Origin of the sequence: Streptomyces sp. 184, from assembly GCF_045781775.1 — a bacterium.
In the GTDB taxonomy this organism is placed as follows: Bacteria; Actinomycetota; Actinomycetes; order Streptomycetales; family Streptomycetaceae; genus Streptomyces.
The window spans coordinates 6,092,083-6,108,007 of the sequence record NZ_CP123230.1 but is presented as its reverse complement, the minus strand read 5'-3'; the positions used below and the strand labels follow the sequence as shown (position 1 = coordinate 6,108,007).

At 74.8% G+C, this 15,925-nt stretch carries 11 protein-coding genes and 1 pseudogene; 3 read left to right on the top strand and 9 right to left on the bottom strand.

Features of this window, described 5'->3' with window-relative positions:
* The first annotated feature begins 183 nt into the window (after positions 1–183).
* Positions 184–1,290 (top strand): peptidoglycan DD-metalloendopeptidase family protein, encoded by a 1,107-nt coding sequence (locus QBL21_RS25960; RefSeq protein WP_407564637.1) that lies wholly within the window; start codon positions 184–186, stop codon positions 1,288–1,290.
* Positions 1,291–1,344: 54 nt separating this feature from the next.
* On the opposite strand, the gene QBL21_RS25955 is transcribed toward QBL21_RS25960, so the two are convergent.
* The 8 genes and pseudogenes from QBL21_RS25955 to QBL21_RS25920 form a co-directional block, all read right to left on the bottom strand.
* On the bottom strand, positions 1,345–1,560 hold the full coding sequence (locus QBL21_RS25955; protein WP_407564636.1) for a Trm112 family protein: 216 nt from the start codon (positions 1,558–1,560) through the stop codon (positions 1,345–1,347).
* Positions 1,557–2,552, bottom strand: coding sequence for a DMT family transporter (locus QBL21_RS25950; protein ID WP_407564635.1), 996 nt, complete (start codon positions 2,550–2,552; stop codon positions 1,557–1,559). The genes QBL21_RS25955 and QBL21_RS25950 overlap by 4 nt, the downstream gene beginning before the upstream one ends.
* Positions 2,553–2,555: 3 nt before the next feature.
* Complete coding sequence (locus QBL21_RS25945; protein WP_407564634.1) at positions 2,556–3,347, bottom strand: class I SAM-dependent methyltransferase; 792 nt, start codon at positions 3,345–3,347, stop codon at positions 2,556–2,558.
* Positions 3,344–4,792 (bottom strand): condensation protein, encoded by a 1,449-nt coding sequence (locus QBL21_RS25940; protein ID WP_407564633.1) that lies wholly within the window; start codon positions 4,790–4,792, stop codon positions 3,344–3,346. Before QBL21_RS25940 ends, QBL21_RS25945 begins: the two co-directional genes overlap by 4 nt.
* 53 nt (positions 4,793–4,845) lie before the next feature.
* Positions 4,846–9,480 (bottom strand): alpha-(1->3)-arabinofuranosyltransferase family protein, encoded by a 4,635-nt coding sequence (locus QBL21_RS25935; protein ID WP_407566566.1) that lies wholly within the window; start codon positions 9,478–9,480, stop codon positions 4,846–4,848.
* Positions 9,477–10,211 (bottom strand): class I SAM-dependent methyltransferase, encoded by a 735-nt coding sequence (locus tag QBL21_RS25930; protein ID WP_407566565.1) that lies wholly within the window; start codon positions 10,209–10,211, stop codon positions 9,477–9,479. The genes QBL21_RS25935 and QBL21_RS25930 overlap by 4 nt, the downstream gene beginning before the upstream one ends.
* 5 nt (positions 10,212–10,216) lie before the next feature.
* Positions 10,217–11,328, bottom strand: a pseudogene (locus tag QBL21_RS25925) (glycosyltransferase family 4 protein); the annotation flags it as partial.
* A gap of 328 nt (positions 11,329–11,656) precedes the next feature.
* The gene (locus tag QBL21_RS25920; RefSeq protein WP_407564632.1) at positions 11,657–12,667 is read right to left on the bottom strand and encodes a DUF3068 domain-containing protein; all 1,011 of its coding nucleotides are present in this window, start codon (positions 12,665–12,667) and stop codon (positions 11,657–11,659) included.
* A 123-nt stretch (positions 12,668–12,790) separates the two neighbouring features.
* Between QBL21_RS25920 and QBL21_RS25915 the strand changes: the two genes are divergently transcribed.
* A complete protein-coding gene (locus QBL21_RS25915) occupies positions 12,791–12,934 on the top strand; it encodes a hypothetical protein (RefSeq protein WP_018840808.1) in 144 nt (47 codons plus the stop codon).
* A gap of 236 nt (positions 12,935–13,170) precedes the next feature.
* Here the strand turns inward: QBL21_RS25915 and QBL21_RS25910 are convergent, their stop codons facing one another.
* On the bottom strand, positions 13,171–15,228 hold the full coding sequence (locus QBL21_RS25910) for a SpoIIE family protein phosphatase (RefSeq protein ID WP_407564631.1): 2,058 nt from the start codon (positions 15,226–15,228) through the stop codon (positions 13,171–13,173).
* 108 nt (positions 15,229–15,336) lie between these two features.
* On the opposite strand from QBL21_RS25910, the gene QBL21_RS25905 reads away from it, so the two are divergent.
* Positions 15,337–15,825, top strand: a complete 489-nt coding sequence (locus tag QBL21_RS25905; RefSeq protein WP_407564630.1) for a GNAT family N-acetyltransferase — start codon at positions 15,337–15,339, stop codon at positions 15,823–15,825.
* The last annotated feature ends 100 nt before the right edge of the window (positions 15,826–15,925 follow it).

Below are 15,925 nucleotides of genomic sequence, written 5' to 3'. Positions count from 1 at the left end.
CCGCCGTACGGGAAAGCCGTAGCCTGACCCGCACCCCGCCCGCCGGCGCTCCCGGCCGGCGGGGTGCGGCGTACCGCGGCCGGGGGAGCGGGGGCCGCGGCCCGCTGCGCCGGACGGGCGATATACACCGACAACCCGCGTTTCGTTCGGCAGGGCGCGCGCTTCCGTCGTTAATTTCGACCGATGCGACGAATTATCACACAAACGGGAGCGACCGCGGCCCTGTGTGTCGCCCTCGCCGTCCCCGCCGCCGCCGTCCCGCACGCCTGGCCCCGGCCCGACCCGGGCATGGACGGCAAGGCCGGGGTACGGGCCGTGCGCGGCACCGTCGACCGGCTGTTCCGGGACGCCGCCGCGGCCACCGAGCGCTACGAGGCCGCCCGCCGGGCGTCCGCCGCGCAGCGCGCGAAGATCGCCAAGCTCCAGCGGGCCGTACGCGCCCAGCACCGCAGGCTCGTCGTGCTGCGCGGCCGGATCGGGCAGCTCGCCGCCCGCCAGTACCGGTCCGCCGGCCTCGGCCCCACCGCCGGCCTGGCCGCACGCTCCCCCGAGGACCTCCTCGACAGGGTCTTCCTCCTCGACAAGGGCGAGCAGGCCGCGGCCGGCCGCTACCACCGCGCCGGGCAGGCCGAGCGGCGGCTCGCGGCCGAGCGGGAGCGGCAGGCCGTCGCGCTCGCCGACCTGCGCGCCGAACTGCGCACGCAGGCGCGGGTCAAGCGGCTCGTCGAGGAGAAGCTGAAGCGCGCGCAGAGCCGGCTGGAGCGGCTGGAGACCGCGCGGGCCGCCCGCGCGCGCGGCTCCGACTGCCCGCGCGCCGAGCGCTCCCGGGCGGTGACGCTGAGCGCCGACGGCAAGCCGCTGGCGGGCCGCGCGTGGACGGCGCCGGTGGGCCGGCACTTCATCTCCTCGCGCTTCGACCAGGCCGGCCGCAGGTGGTCCTCCCGCCACACCGGCCTGGACTTCGCCGTAGACGAGGGCAAGCCCGTGGGCAGCGTCGGCTACGGCGTGGTGCACGCGATCGGCTGCGACGGCGCCTTCGGCAACTCCGTCACCGTCCGGCACGACAACGGCTACTACACCTTCTACGCCCACCTCTTCGAGATCCGCGCCCGCCCCGGCGAGCGCGTCTTCCCCGGCCAGCCCCTCGGCCTCGCCGGCTCCACCGGCAACTCCACGGGCCCGCACCTGCACTTCGAGGTACGTCAGACACCGCGCTTCGGCTCGGCGATCGACCCGGAGCCGTGGCTGCGGGACAAGGGCGTCCGCATCCGCAGGGGGCCGGACGACTAGGCACGCCGCCCGGCGCCGGCGGCCGGGGGCTGCGGCTGCGGGCCGCGCCGGGGGCTACGGCTGGGGCTGGAGGCCGTCGGTGATGCGGTCGTGCTCCTCGTCCGAGACCGCCTCGCCGGAGGCCGGCAGCAACTGCGGGATGCCGTCGCGCACCGGGTAGCGGCGCCGCAGCCGCGGGTTGTACAGCGCGTCGCCGGACTCCAGCAGGGTCAGCGGCCCCTTGTCGAGCGGGCAGACGAGGATCTTCAGCAGCGGGTCGTCGGGGTTCACGAGGCGGGTCCTCCACGGTCGGGCGTCGGTACGGGGGCGGGCGGCAGGGCGGCGGGTTGCCGCTCGGGCGGTTCCGGTCCGGCGGCGGGCTCGGGTCCGGCGGCGGGCTCCGGCGCCGGCTCGTCGTGGCGCGGCAGCGCCAGCAGCACCGAGACCGCCAGCGCGATCCCGCCCAGCCGCAGCAGCAGCCGCGGCGCGTCGTCCGGCAGCGGCTCGCCGAAGACGAACGTACCCGCGGCGACGGCGTGCAGGCAGTTGGCCGTCGTGCACACCGGCACGATCAGCGAGGCCCGGCAGCGCTGGAGCGCCGCCTGCGACATCACCAGCCCCGCCGCCCCGGTGAACAGCAGCGTGTACGGGTACGGGGAGGTCAGCAGGTCGCCCGCGGTGCCGAGCAGGTCCGAGCCCGACACCAGACCCGAGACGCCCTTGATCGTCAGCGAGCTGACCCCGTACAGGAAGCCCACCCCGACGCCGTACGCGATGCCCGTGGTCGGGATCCGGTGCCGCCGCTTGGAGCGCAGCTCCGCCGCCAGGTACAGCCACAGCCCCGCGGCCAGCGACGGCAGCGCGATCAGCAGGAACCGCCCGGCCGGCGCCGACGTGCTGACCGTGTCGGCCTCGCTGTCCAGGGACAGCACGATCATCCCCAGCGAGAGCAGGATCGCGCCCACCCCCGCCATCTCGCGCGCGCTCAGCCGCTCGCCGAGGAACCGCGACGACAGCAGGATCAGCAGCACCAGACCGGAGACGAGGATCCCCTGCGCGGCGGCCAGCGGCAGCGTGCGGTAGCAGAGCAACTGGGCGGCGAACCCGAGCCCCAGGCTGAGGCAGCCCGCGAGCCACAGCGGGCTGGACACCAGCACCCGCACCATGCGCGCCGGCCGCTTCACGCTCAGCTCCGGCAGCGCGGACAGCGCCCGCTTCTCCAGCACGAAGCCGCAGCTTATGAAGACGTTCGCCAGCAGCGCCGCGGCAACCCCCCACCACATCGACTACTCCCGCCTGGCGTGGACGAGCAGGATCGAGGCCAGCGACGGCGCCCGGCACGCGGCGCGGTCGAACGGCCGCAGCGGCCGGGGCACGTCGTGGTACGGCGCGCCGGCCACCTTCTCCACGGTAAAGCCGGAGGCCGCCAGAAAACCCCTCAGTGCACGGGCCGTATACAGCCGGAGGTGTCCGACGACCTGGCTGCCGGGGCGGCCGTGGATGCCGCGCAGGCTCACCTCGGAGAACACCGGCTGCACACCGGCCAGCAGCAGCGCGCGGTTGTACCAGGCGGCGAGGTTGGGGGTGGAGAGCAGCAGATGGCCGCCGGGCCGCAGCACGCGGCGCAGTTCGTCCAGCGCGGCGTCCGGGTCGACCAGGTGCTCCACGACCTCGCTGAAGAGCACGGCGTCCGCGCTGCCGTCGGCCAGCGGCAGCCCCGCGGGCTGCGCGGCGCCGTCCGGCAGCCCGCCGCGTACGACGTGGACCGGCGTGCCGGGGGCCGCGTCGCGGGTACGGGTCCGGGCGCGGCGAAGGGCGTCGTGCGACCAGTCGACGGCCACGATGCGCTGCCCGCCCGGGCGGCGCCCGTCGAGCACCCCGGCGGCCACCGCCGCGGCGGAGCCGTCGCCGCACCCGACGTCCACGACGACCGCGGGCGCCTCGCCGGTACGGAACGGGCCCAGGGCGTCCGCGAGCATCCGCGCCTGCCGCCGGCTGCGGGCGTCGCCGGAGGCGACGGGCACGGCGGGGTTCTCGTAGAACTCCCGCAGCGAGGCGGGAGCGTCGGTCCGGCTCACCCGGCGGCTCCTGCGTGCCCCGTGTGCCCTGCGTCCTCTGCGTCTTCCGCGGCCTCCGCGCAGGCCGCGAGGCCCTGCTGCATCAGCTCGCCGATGCGGACGGCGGCGGCATGGTCGAGGAGGGCACGGGAGTAGCGGATCGTCAGATGCAACCGGCCGGCGGTGGAGGCGGCGGTGATCGCCAGGCCGCGCGGCATGCGGGAGGGGGCGGAGAACCAGACGGCGGTCGGCCGGCCCGCGGCGCCGAAGTCCAGCGGGTAGACGATGCGGCCGAGGTTCGACAGCAGGGTCGTCGACATCAGCGGGGCGGCGGCGCGGCGCAGCGTACGGGCCAGCGCGCCGCGTACGCCCACGGGCAGCACCGGCGCGGTGAGCAGCACGCCGGAAAGGCCCAGCGGGTGGCGCGACTCGGACTTCAGCGTGTGCGTACGGGCCATGGTGGCGCGCAGCAGCCGCTCCACCGCCGCCCGGTCCGGCGCCTCGCCGCCGGTCAGCGCCTCCGCGTCGGCCCGCTCCTCCGGGCCGAAGCCGACCTCGGTCAGCCGGGTGCCGTTGCCGATCAGCATCTCCGCCGACTCCCGCGCGCGGTTGTCGACGGGCATGGTGATGCGCACCGGGCCGCTGCGGGCGCCGTGCGCCCGGTTCCAGCGGGCGGCCGTCAGGCAGGTGGCGACGAGGAGCTGGTCGTTGACGGTGGCGCCATAGGAGGTGCGGCGCGGCGCGGGCAGGTCGAGCAGCAGCATGCCGTTGCCGGTGCCGGGCGCCCCCGAAGAGGCGGAGGACGACGTGTCGCCGGCGATGCGCGCGGGTCGGGTCGGGCCGGAGCGGGCCCCGGCGGAGGGCTCGGGCGGGGGAGGGGGCGGCGGCTTGGCGGCGGCCGTCCTCGTCCCCGCACCGCCGGTACCGCCGGGGGCCGTGCCGCCCGAGGGGGGCGCGGACTGCGGGGCGCCGCCGGCGTAGACCTCCGCCGCCGTGGCCAGCACCCGCAGACACGAAGGGCCGTCCATGGCGGTGTGGTTGACGGTCGTCATCAGCACCGTGCCGCCGTCCTCGGTCTCGACGGCCTCGATACGCACCGGCGGCGCGGCGTCCAGCGGCGGGCAGTCGGTCATGGTCCGCTCGCGCGCCGCTTCGAGCACGCCGGGCCCGGCGGCCAGGAAGGTCACCGGGTCCACGTCGGCATCGGCGGTGAGCTGCCACCGGTAACGGCGGTGCCACCAGCGGCTGCCGGCCTTGCGCTGGAGGAACCGCGGGTGCCGCCGCCCGGCCTCGGCGAGCGCGGTGCGCAGCCGCTCGGGCTCGAACCGCCCGGGGAAGTGGATCTCGATGTGCACGGTCTCCGGCTCCACCGGATCCGTGCAGTGCAGCGAGACCTCGTCCACCGTGGGGAACGGGACCCGTCCCGGCGCCACCGGGGCGGGCCGGGCGGGCTGCGTCACCGTCATCTACGCCTCTCCTTCGCGGCGGGCGCCCCGGGGTGCGGGGCGCCCACCGTCACTTAACTGCCGTTCTCCTCCCGCCGGTCGGCGGGCGTGCCGTCGTCCGGCGGGGTGTCCGCGGGGGGTGCGTCCGCGGGCGGGGTGTCCCGCACGTCGTCCTCCGCCTCCGCCGAACCGCTGAGCGGGATCGGCGGCTTGGGTACGAAGGCGTCGCGCGGCTCGTCCGCGGCGGCCCGCTCGGTGCCGAGCGCCGGCGTCCGGTCGGCACCGGCCCCGCCGGCCCCCGCGGCGGCGCCCGCCGCCGCACCGGAGGACCTCCGGCGCCAGAACCGCTGCGTCGGCCGGTCGGACTCCGGCTCCGGCGCCGCGTGCTCCGCGGTGGCCGTGCGTCCGGGCGGCCCGCCGGGCCCGGGCGGCGGACCGCCCGCGGCACCGGCCGCACCCGCACCCGCCGCGGGCACACCCGCGCCGTACGCCGGGAAGGCCGCCGTGTCCGCCTCCGGGTCGGTGTCCGGGTGGTACCCGGCCGTCCCGGCGGCCGGCTCCGGCCGCTCCGCGGTGACCAGCGCCGCGGCCAGCGCCAGCACGGCGAGCGCCTGCGCCACCCCGCTGAAGGCCCCCTCGTCCATGCGGACAGCCTCGCCCGCGCCGGTCAGCGCCGCAACACCCGCGCCGGCCATCGCCACCAGCGCCAGCGGCGCGAGCAGCCCGGACCGGGTCCGCGCCAGCAGCGCCAGCGCCGGCACGATCAGCGCGTACGGCCCGGCCACCACGGCGACCACGGCGGTCAGCACCAGCGCGCCCAGCACCCAGCCCGGCGCCGGCGGCGCGGGCTCGGCGGCGACCACCTCGCGCCGACCGGCGCGGACGAACGCCAGCCCCAGCAGCGCCAGGATCGCGGCGATGCCGGCGAAGATGCCCGCGTCGTACCAGGCGGCCGGCTTGTACTCCAGCTTCACCTCGCCGCTGAGGTCCGCCGGCACCAGGAAGCCCTGCTGCCAGCCGTCGAGCCGCACCGGCTCCAGCTTCTCGCCGTCGAGCGTGGCCTCCCAGCCGTCGTTGTAGTTCTCGTACGTCGTGAGGTACGCGTCCTGGCCCTCGCCGACCGTGACGGAGCGCTCGTCGCCCGCCCAGTCGGCGGCCTTCACCTCGCGCCCCTCGGCCGCCGCGGCCGGCTCGCCGCGGGTCAGCGTCAGGTCGGTGACCGCAAGCGCCTCGCCGTCGCCGGCGGCGACCGCGTGCCGGCCGGCGTCCAACTGCACCGGCCCGGCGGACTCGCCGTCGCCGGGGCACAGCTCGATGTCGACGGGCCGGCGGTCGACGAGGTCGCCCAGGGTGCCCTCGGCGCGGGTGTTGAGAAGCTGCCCGTCCACGGACACCGCCGGGCCCTGACCGCACTCCAGCTCGAAGGGCTCGTCCTTGTCGACCGGCTCGGTGCGCAGGTCCTTCTCCGCGTCCTCGCCGAGCGCCGGGACGTAGACCTCGGTGAGGCCCACGGGGAGCTGCACGTCGCGGTCCGCGAACGGGTTGTGCACCGTCAGCGACTCGGCCTCGGTGACCTTGATGTCGAGCCGGTTTGTCGTCACCGGCGGGATCCGCACCCAGCCGTTGGCGTCCACGCCCACGGTCTGCGCCCCGGTCGGGGTGCTCACCTCGACCTCGGTCGGCCGCGCCGACAGGCCGCCGGCGGGCGCGAGCACGAACTCGCTGATCTCCGCCTCCTCCGGCCACGTCAGCGTGAGCGACTGGTCGGTGCCGGCGATCCACGCCGTGGTCAGGTCCTTGTCGACCAGGTTGCGCGGGCTGAGCTGCGGGCTCAGCGGCAGCGTGGAGCCGGCGCCGACGCTGATCCGGTCCTCGTCCGCCGCGCCCAGCTCGTCCAGCAGCGCGTCCAGATCCGGGCCCTGTACGGGCAGCGCCCTGCCGGTGACGGTGTAGTCGCCCTCGCCGGACTCGAAGCGCCGCTGGAGGCCCGTCTCGGCCGCGGCCGGGTTGAGGCCGCCGAGGTCGCTGCCGCGGTGCAGGGAGACCTGCTCCGCGTCCGCCTCGACCTGCCCCGCGTCCGCGGGCAGTCGGAGCTGGCGGCTGACCGGCGAGACACCGGGGATCTCGACCTCGGCGAAGCCGGCCCCGGCGAAGCCGGTGCGGCTGCCCTCGGTCTTGCGGATGGTGATCCGCAGCCACTCCGCCTGCCCCTCGGGGGACTTGACCGTCTGCGTACGGCCGCCGGGCTGGAGCGTGCTGACCTCGCTGCCGCGCGCGGTCTCCACCTCGACCTCGACGGGCTCGGGGCGGATGCCGCCGCCGGGCAGCGGCGTCAGGTCGACCGTGCCCTCCAGGTTCGTGGGCTCGGTGAAGTCGATCTGGAGCCACTCGCCCTTGGAGGTGTCCGGGTTGCCCTCGGCCCAGCCGGTCTGCGCGACGCCGTCGAAGGCGTTGACCGGGTCGAACTGCGGCAGGTGGAACATCCAGTTGCCGCTGGTCGAGGCGGTCACCGAGGCGGCGCCGTCGAGGACGGCGGTCGTCTGGTGCTCGGCGCCCTTCTCCGGGACGATCATCCGCGGCTCGTCACCGGGGTCCTGGAGGCTCTCCGACGGGTTCTTCTCGTCCTCGGTGTAGGTGTACGAGGTGTTGTTGTTGACCACGCCGAACCGGGTGTCGGCCCGCCGCAGCCCGTCCGCCTGCACCTTGACCGCCGGCTCGTCCACGCCCGGGTGGTCGTCGCCCGCGAGCACCGCGGGCCGGCCCTGCCAGTCGGGGTCGGCGGACAGTTGCAGCAGCGCCTCCGGGCCGCCGCTGAGGACGGCGGTGTCGGCGGCGTTCATCGCGCCGGCCTGGCCGGGGCGCAGGTCCTCGCCGTCGGCCGGCTGGAAGATCTCCACCGCCCGCTGGCGCGAGAACAGGCCCTCGATCTGGAGCGGCGTGCCCTCGGGGATCCGCCCGCCGGTCAGCTCGGGGCCGAACTCGGCGACCTTCTCGTAACCGGAGGACTCCAGCGTCTGCTTCACCGTGGTCGGCGGTACGTAGCCGACCTGGTCCGGGTCGAGGTCGTTGCGTACGACGACGTAGTGCAGGCCCGCGCGGGCCAGGAACGGCTGGAGGCCCGGCACTTCGCCGCCGGTCATCAGCGCCTGGTCGACGGCGTCCATCGCGCGCCGCGAACCCGCCGTGCCGAACGGCACGTAGTCGCGCTGCGCCCAGCGGGACTCGGCGAGCACGTCCAGCGGCTGGTCGATCGGCTTGCCCCACTCGTACGTGCCGTGCGCGGTCGCCGGCACCACCAGGGCCCGGCTGTCGGGGGAGTACTCCTCAAGCCAGTCCGCCGTCTGCTCCCAGTGCCTGGGCAGCTTGTCGAACCCGCCCGGCTGGAGCACGTCGCCGTTGGCGTACGGCAGCAGCAGCCCCGGCAGCACCACCAGGGAGGCGATCGCGGGCACCCACGCGCTGCGCCGCGGCCAGGCGCGGGTGCCGCGGCGCTCGGCGGCGACCGCGACGAAGTGCGCGAGGCCCAGGGCGAGCGCGAGGGCCAGCCCGGGCTGGAACTTGTAGATGTTGCGGAACGGGCTCAGCCAACTGTCCAGCGCGTCCTGCACGCTGCCGGCGAACGGGGCGCCCAGCGCGCCGCCGTAGCCCGCCAGCGTGACCAGCGCGACGACCATCACGGTCAGCACCAGCCAGCGCCGCTCGGGCAGGTCACGCCGGGCCAGGCCCGCCAGGCCCAGGCCGGCGGCGAGCGCGGAGGACAGGATCGGCAGCCAGCCGGTGGCCACCGTCCAGCCGCCGGGCAGCCACTCCTCGCCGAAGTTCAGGTACGCCACCCAGTTGCCGGTGCCGCGCAGTACCTCGGTCGCCGACATGGTGGTCGTGGTGTTGTGCGCCGTCTCGATGAACGGCAGGAAGTTCTCGCCGTAGACGCCGAGGAGGAGCAGCGGCACGATCCACCACAGGCACGCCAGCACCACCCCGGGCAGCCACCACGCCAGCAGCTTCGTGCGGCGCGGGCCGGTGCGGGTGCACACGTACAGCAGCGCCGGCAGCAGCGCGGCCAGCGTGGAGGCGGCGTTGACGCCGCCCATGAAGGGGATGACCAGCGCCGAGCGGGCGGCGGCGACCCGCGGGGTCAGCCGCTCGTCGAGGAGCGGCAGCAGCACCCACGGCAGCACCGCGCCGGGCAGCGCGCCGGCGGAGGTGGAGCCGACGATGATGGTGAAGACGGGCCACAGCGCGTACGCGGTGGCGCCCAGCAGCCGGGTCCCGGAGGTGCCGAAGCCCAGCCGCTCCGCCAGCCGCAGCGCACCCCAGAACGCGGCCGTGACCACGAGCGACAGCCACAGCCGCTCGGCCAGCCAGGTCGGGATCTGGAGCAGATCGGTGAGCAGGTAGTACGGCAGCATCGGGAAGGCGTAGCCGAAGTACTGGTCGTGGATGCCGCCGAAGCCGTTCTGGTCGTGCCACAGCTCGCCGAGGTCCCCGGCGAACTTCATCGGGTCGACCACCACGCCGAGCTTCGTCTCGAACGTCGTCTTCCCCGCGGAGGGGATGAGCCAGGCGACGAACGCGAACGCCCAGAAGCCGAGCAGCCAGCGCCTGCTGCGCCGGCTCTCGGGCGGCTGCGCCCCGTCCGACCCCGTCGGGGGCGGTGGTGGGTAGGGCCGGCCGGGAGTGGCCGGCTGCGCGGGGAGCGTGGAGGTCATGGGCACCGCCGGAGTATGAGAAGAAGGTTCCAAGTGGCGAACTCGCGTACGCCGGGGACACGGACGACGGCCTCGGCGAGGAAGGGCCAGTAGCGGGAGCGTGCCGCGACGACCTCGACGTCGTCCCGGGCGCGTACCGCCTTGAGCGTGGGGCCTATGTGGATGGGAAAGAGGTTCTCGCCCAGGGTGTGCTTCGGGTCGCGTCCGGCGCGCCGCGTGTAGCGGCGGCGCGCGCGGTCCGCACCCAGGTAGTGCCAGGGCGCCTGCTCGTGGCCGCCCCAGGGGGAGAGCCAGTTGGTGAACGCCACGTACAGCAGGCCGCCGGGCTTGGTCACCCGGATCAGCTCGCTGAGGAAGGTCTCGGGGTCGGCCACGTGCTCCAGCACGTTGGAGGAGAACGCGACGTCGGCGACGCCGTCGGCGAGCGGCAGCAGATAGCCGTCGGCGACCACGGCACCGGTCTTCAGCTCGGAGCCCGCCCCCGCTCCGGCCATCTCCCCCGCGTCGCAGTCGAAGAGGTACGCCTCGGCGCCCCGGCTGCGGAACTCCTCCGTGAACCAGCCCCCGCCGCCGCCGACGTCGACGACCAGCCGGTCCTTGAGCGGAGTGATCCGCTCGACCTGGTCGGCAGCGTCCCGCGCCAGCAGGCTGTACGCGTGGGCGGGGTCGTCCTGCTCCTTCATGAAGGCACGGAAGAGAGCGACCGACCGCCGGATGGAGGGGTCCCGCACTGGGCTCACGCCTCCCGCTTCCGGTGCTGTCCGGCGCGGGCGATCGCCTCGTCGGCGACGGTACGGAAGTCGCGTACCGTCGCCTCCCAGCTCAGCCGGGTCGCGCGCAGCCGGGCCGCGGCGCCGAGGGCGGCGCGCCGCTCCTCGCTCAGCGCCAGCGCGCACCAGTGGGCGGCGAACGCGCTCTCGCCGCGGGCGAGCATGCCGGTGTCGCCGTCGCGGATGGAGTCGCGCAGGCCGGGGATGTCGAAGCCGATCGCAGGGGTGCCGCGCACCGCCGCCTCGGTCACCACCAGGCCCCAGCCCTCGACCAGCGAGGGGTGCAGCAGCATCCAGGAGGAGGCCAGCAGGCGGTGCTTCTCGCCCTCGGAGACATGGCCGGTGAACGTCACGCCGGGCCCCGCCATGGCTTCGAGCCGGCCGCGCTCGGGGCCGGTGCCGACGATGACCAGCCGGCCGCCGGTGACCGGGCGCACCCGCTCCCACAGCCGCAGCAGCAGGTCGATGCGCTTGTACTCCACCAGCCGCCCCATCGCCAGGAACAGCGGCTCCGGCGACTTCGGCGGCAGCGGGCCCGGGTCCTCGACGCCGTTGTGCACGACCCGTATCCGCTTGGGGTCGACGCCTATGTTGCGCAGCGCGGCGGCGGTGGAGGAGGAGACGGCGACCAGGAGGTTGCCGCGGTGCGCGCCGGCCAGCGCCCAGTGCTCCAGGCGGCGGCCGAGCCGGGCCAGCGGCCCGGGGTAGCGCATCGCCCACAGCTCGGTGTGCACGTGGTTGACCAGGCAGAGCGACGGGCCGCTGTGCCACAGCGGCGCCAGGTAGGGCATGCCGTTGCAGACCTCGACCAGCAGGTCGGTGCCGCCGACGTGCCGGGACAGCGCGCGCCGCGCGCGCAGGAAGTGCCCGGCGTCACCGCCCGCGGAGACCACGCGGTAGTCGCGGTACGCGGCCGGGCCCCCGCACACCAGGGTCACCTGGTGGCCGTGGGCGGTCAGGCCGCCGGCGAGCCGGTCCACGAGCAGTTCGGAGCCGCCGGCGGCGGGGTTGCCGAGGTCGCGCCGGGCGAGGAAGGTGATCCGCCGGGCGGAGTGGCCGGCGGCGCCGTGACCGCCGGCGCCGAGGGACTGCGCGCCGCGGGATTCGGCGCCGCGGGATCCGGTGCCGCGGCCTTCGGCGGCGTGGCCGTCGGCGGCCCGGTGCGCGGACGCGGGTGCGGGCATGCCGGTGTGACCGGCCGGGTGCGGGTGCGTACGCCGGAGCGCGTCCGCGTCCAGGGACGGGGGTACGTGCTGGGGCATCGGTGCTCCAACTCGTCTCAGGGTGCGGGCGGGTGGTTCAGGGCCGTTCGTGGGGTGCGGCATGGCGGTCGGGGGGACGGAGGCGACGGGGGCGCCGGCCGGGGGGACCGGCGTCCCCGTCGCGGGGGTGGGGGGAGGGGGTCATCAGGCCGCGACCGGCTGGGGCGGGGCGCCGTCCGGCTCCCGGTCGTGGTCCGGCTCGTCCGGCCGGCCGCCGCGGGCCAGCAGCACGGCGCCGGCCCCGGCGAGTACGAAACCGGCCACGAGGGCGACGACCGGCAGGGTCTCGCCGACCAGCTTCAGCCTGCTGCTGTCCTCGTCGGCGAGGTCGACCTGCTCCTTCTGGGTGTCCTCGGTGAACTCGATGCCGTCGCTCTGGAGCAGCGTGATCTCGTCCGTGCCGCCGCCGGGCTGGCGCAGCGTCTTCTTCGGGGCGATGGAGGCGTAGATGATGCGGCCGGTGCGCTCGTCGGCGACCAGCTCGATCTTCTCGTTCGCGTACCACTCGTCGGCGAACACCTGGTCCTTGTCGGGCAGCCCGACCATCACGCCCGGCACCTGCCGGGTGCCGGTCTTGACGGGCTCGATCTCGCCGGTGAAGGCGAGCCCGGTGTAGCCCTGGATCTCCTTCGTGCCGGCGTACTTCAGCGCCACCGTGTCCTGGGCGGTGCTGTCCCACCAGCGGTAGGTGCGCTTCTCGACGTCGAAGGGGAACTTCAGGTAGGCGTCGCCGCCGAACCGGTTGCCGTCCACTCCGGTGTCCTCGCCGCAGCAGTGCTCCGGGGCGTTGGTCTCGCGGTCCATGACCCACCGCTCGGTGGTGAACTGGAACGCCCGGCGCGGGTCGTCGACCTCGCGCGACAGCGGGGTGTCGATCGCGGTGGCGGCGTCCCACACGGCGGTGTCGTCGTCGCTGGCCGCCACGTCGCCCAGCACCCGCCGGACGATGGTGATCTCCTGGTTGTCGCGTTCCTTCTGCGCGTCGGTGTCGTAGAAGGTCCCGGTGCCCTCGTAGCGGGTCGTCGACTCGATGTCGACGGGATTCAGCTTGGCCCGTGGCTCCACGTAGAACGCGAGCATGGGGGCGAGCACGAGCAGGAAGACGCCCAACCCCAGCAGGATGAGGGACAGGGGTGACGCGGTACGGCGGCTCATGCTGCACTCCCGGCAGGGGCTGGTTTCTGACGCTGGTTTTGTCACCGCGGTGCAAGTTCTACGGGTCGGTAACGTAAGGCTGTGCTTGACAGGGTGTCAATGCTGCTCCCACACTCAGCGTCCATGCAGAACCGACTGGTAGCCGCCGTGGTGACCAGCGTCGCCGCCGCCGCTCTCGCCGTGGGTGCCGCCCTCGGCCTGGTGGCCGCGCTGAACGCCACGCCGGAGCAGCCCAACGTCCCGCTCATCAGCTTCGACGGTCGCTGACCTGGTACGAGTCCCCGTCGCTCAGGCCGCGGCGGGGGCTTTGCCACGCCCGGGCGGCCCGCCGTGTGACGGTAGGGACACGCCGGGGCAACGATGTCGCACAGATGGCGAAAATTTGTCGACCAGGTGACAAGTAGTCACCGCCCGGTGGCGCGCTGCGGCGCTTCTCCCGCGCCGGGGCGGTGGCGCGCGGTGCCGCGTGCGGTGGTGCGTGCGGCGGTGTGACGCGATCGGTTTCAGCCGAACTCGGCCCACACGCACTTCTCGTTGCCGCGCGGCTCCACGCCCCACACGTCCGCCAACTGGTCCACGAGCAGCAGGCCGCGGCCCGATACGCCCGCTTCGCCCGGTTCGCGGCGGTGGGGCAGCGCACTGGAGCGGTCCTCGACCTCGACGCGCAACCTGCGCTCCGGCGTGCTCAGCGGGCGGATGGTCACCACCGCCGGGCCGTCGGTGTGCAGCAGCGCGTTGGTGATCAGCTCGTCGGAGACCAGCTCGATCTCGTCCGCCCGCTCGCCGGCGCCCCAGGAGCGCACCGCGCTGCGGATCATGTGCCGGGCGGCGGAGAGCGCGTCCGGGTCCGAGGGCGGGATGAACTGGCGCAGCCGGCCGCCGGGCTGCGCGGTGTCGCCCGCGGTGCGCCGCAGCATCACCAGCGCCATGTCGTCCTCGATGTGCCGCTCGTCGACCACGTCGCACAGCCGGTCCGACAGCTCCCCGATGTCGCGCGGCCCGGCGCGTACCAGCTCGGCGAGCTGCCCCATGCCGTCGTCCAGGTCGGTGCCGGGGACCTCCACCAGGCCGTCTGTGCACATCAGCAGCACGTCGCCGGGGTCCAGGGACAGGGTCGTCACGGGGTAGTCCAGCGTGCCGAACATCGCCGACAGGCCGAGCGGCAGCCCGCCCGTCACCGGCAGCCAGCGGCAGCCGCCGTCGGCGTGCCGTACCAGCGGGTCGATGTGCCCGGCGCGGACCAGTTGCAGGGCGCCGGTCGACAGGTCGATCTCCGCGTACGTGCAGGTGGCGAAGCGCTCGGTGTCCAGCTCGTGCAGGAACTCCGAGGCCCGGGCCATCACCGTGGCCGGCGCGTGCCCCTCGCCCGCGTACGCCCGCAGCACGATGCGCAACTGGCCCATCACCGCGGCGGCCTGCGTGTCGTGGCCCTGGACGTCGCCGATGACGACGCCGACCCGGCCGCCGGGCAGCGAGATCACGTCGTACCAGTCGCCGCCGATGTCCTGCCCCTCGTGCGCCGGCCGGTAGCGCACGACGACCTCGGCGCCGGGTACCTCGGGGATGCTGCGCGGCAGCATGGCCTGCTGGAGCTCCTCGGCGAGGTCGTGCTCGCGGTCGTGCAGCTTGGCGCGCTGGAGGCTCTGCCCGATGCCGCTGCTCAGCGCGACCAGCAGGTTGCGCTCCTCCGGCGAGAAGGCGCTCTTGCCGCGGTAGGACAGCCCGAGCGCGCCGATCACGCGGCCCTCGGCGATCAGCGGCAGATACGCGGCCGAGTCGATGCCCATGGCCTCCGCGTACGGGTGGAGCCGCGGGTACGCGGCGGCGAACTCCGCACGGGAGAGCACCAGCCGCGCCCGGCCCGTACGCACCACCTCGCTCATCGGCAGCCCGGGCTCGTCGACCCGGGTGTAGTCGGCCAGCGGCCGTTCCGTGCCCTCGCCCTTGGCGACTATCCGGATCCGCCCGCCCTCCACCAGCCCGAGGACCATGTTCACCGCGCCGAGCCGGGCCAGCCCCGCCTCGCCGCCGAGCACGCCGATCACCTCGCGCACCGTGCTGGCGTTCGCCAGCGCCGCCGTCGTCTGCTGGAGCACCCCGGTCTGCCTGCGCCGCTCCTGGTCCAGCGCGAACTGCTGCGCCGAGAAGTTCAGCTCCAGGGTGGCGTCGCGGACCACGCCGATGACGCGGTGGGCGCGGCCGTCCTCGTCGCGCAGGAAGGTCCCCTGGGTGTGCGTCCAGCGGGTGGTGCCGTCGCGCAGCCCCACCCGCAGGTACGCGCTGTAGGCCGGGCGGCCGTCCGCGATGGCCCGGGAGACCAGCGCGTCCAGCCGCGCGCCCTCCTCCCGGGTGACGCGCGTGCCGAGTGTCCGCGGGTCCCCGTCGTACTCCTCCGGCCGCAGGTCGAACACCCGCAGCGCCCCGTCGTCCAGGTACATCTGCCCGCCGTCGAGATCCCAGTCGAAGCTGCCGATGCGGTTCAGCTCCATGCTGAGGTCCGCGTGCGCGGGCCAGTCGCCTGCCTCCGGGGCCGGCGTCGCCGTGCCTCCCCGGTCGCTCATGCCGCTACTTTCGCACCTTTTGTACGAAGATTCGAGCGGGCAGCCACCGCGCGCCGGGCGCGGGACAAACCGGTGGCGCCCCCCGCGCCGCCCCGGCATGCTGAGCCCATGCAGATCAGGGACGCCACCGCCGACGACTGGCCCGCCATCTGGCCCTTCTTCCACCGCATCGTCGCCGCCGGCGAGACCTACCCCTACGCCCTGGACATGAGCTCCGGGCAGGGCCGCGAGGTGTGGCTGCCGCCGCCCCCGGACCGTACGACCGTCGCCGTAGACGACGCGGGCCTGATCGTGGGCTCGGCGAAGATGAACGCCAACCGGCAGGGCAACGGCGACCACGTCGCCAGCGCCAGCTACATGGTCGACCCGGACCGGCACGCGCGCGGCGTCGGCCGCGCGCTGTGCGAGGACTCCCTGCGCTGGGCCCGCGCCCGCGGCTTCCTGTCCATGGAGTTCAACGCGGTGGTCGAGACCAACATCCACGCGGTCAAGCTCTACGAGTCCCTCGGCTTCCGCATCACCGGCACCCAGCCCCGCGCCTTCCGCCACCCCGCCGAGGGCCTGGTCGGCCTGCACTGCATGCACGTCGACCTCTGAGCCCGGCCCCCATTGCCCGCGGTGGGGGCGGAGGTTACGCTGCGTCCGTCATTTCGATAACTGATCGAGATTTCGGACCGGACGAAAAGGGTGGGTGGGT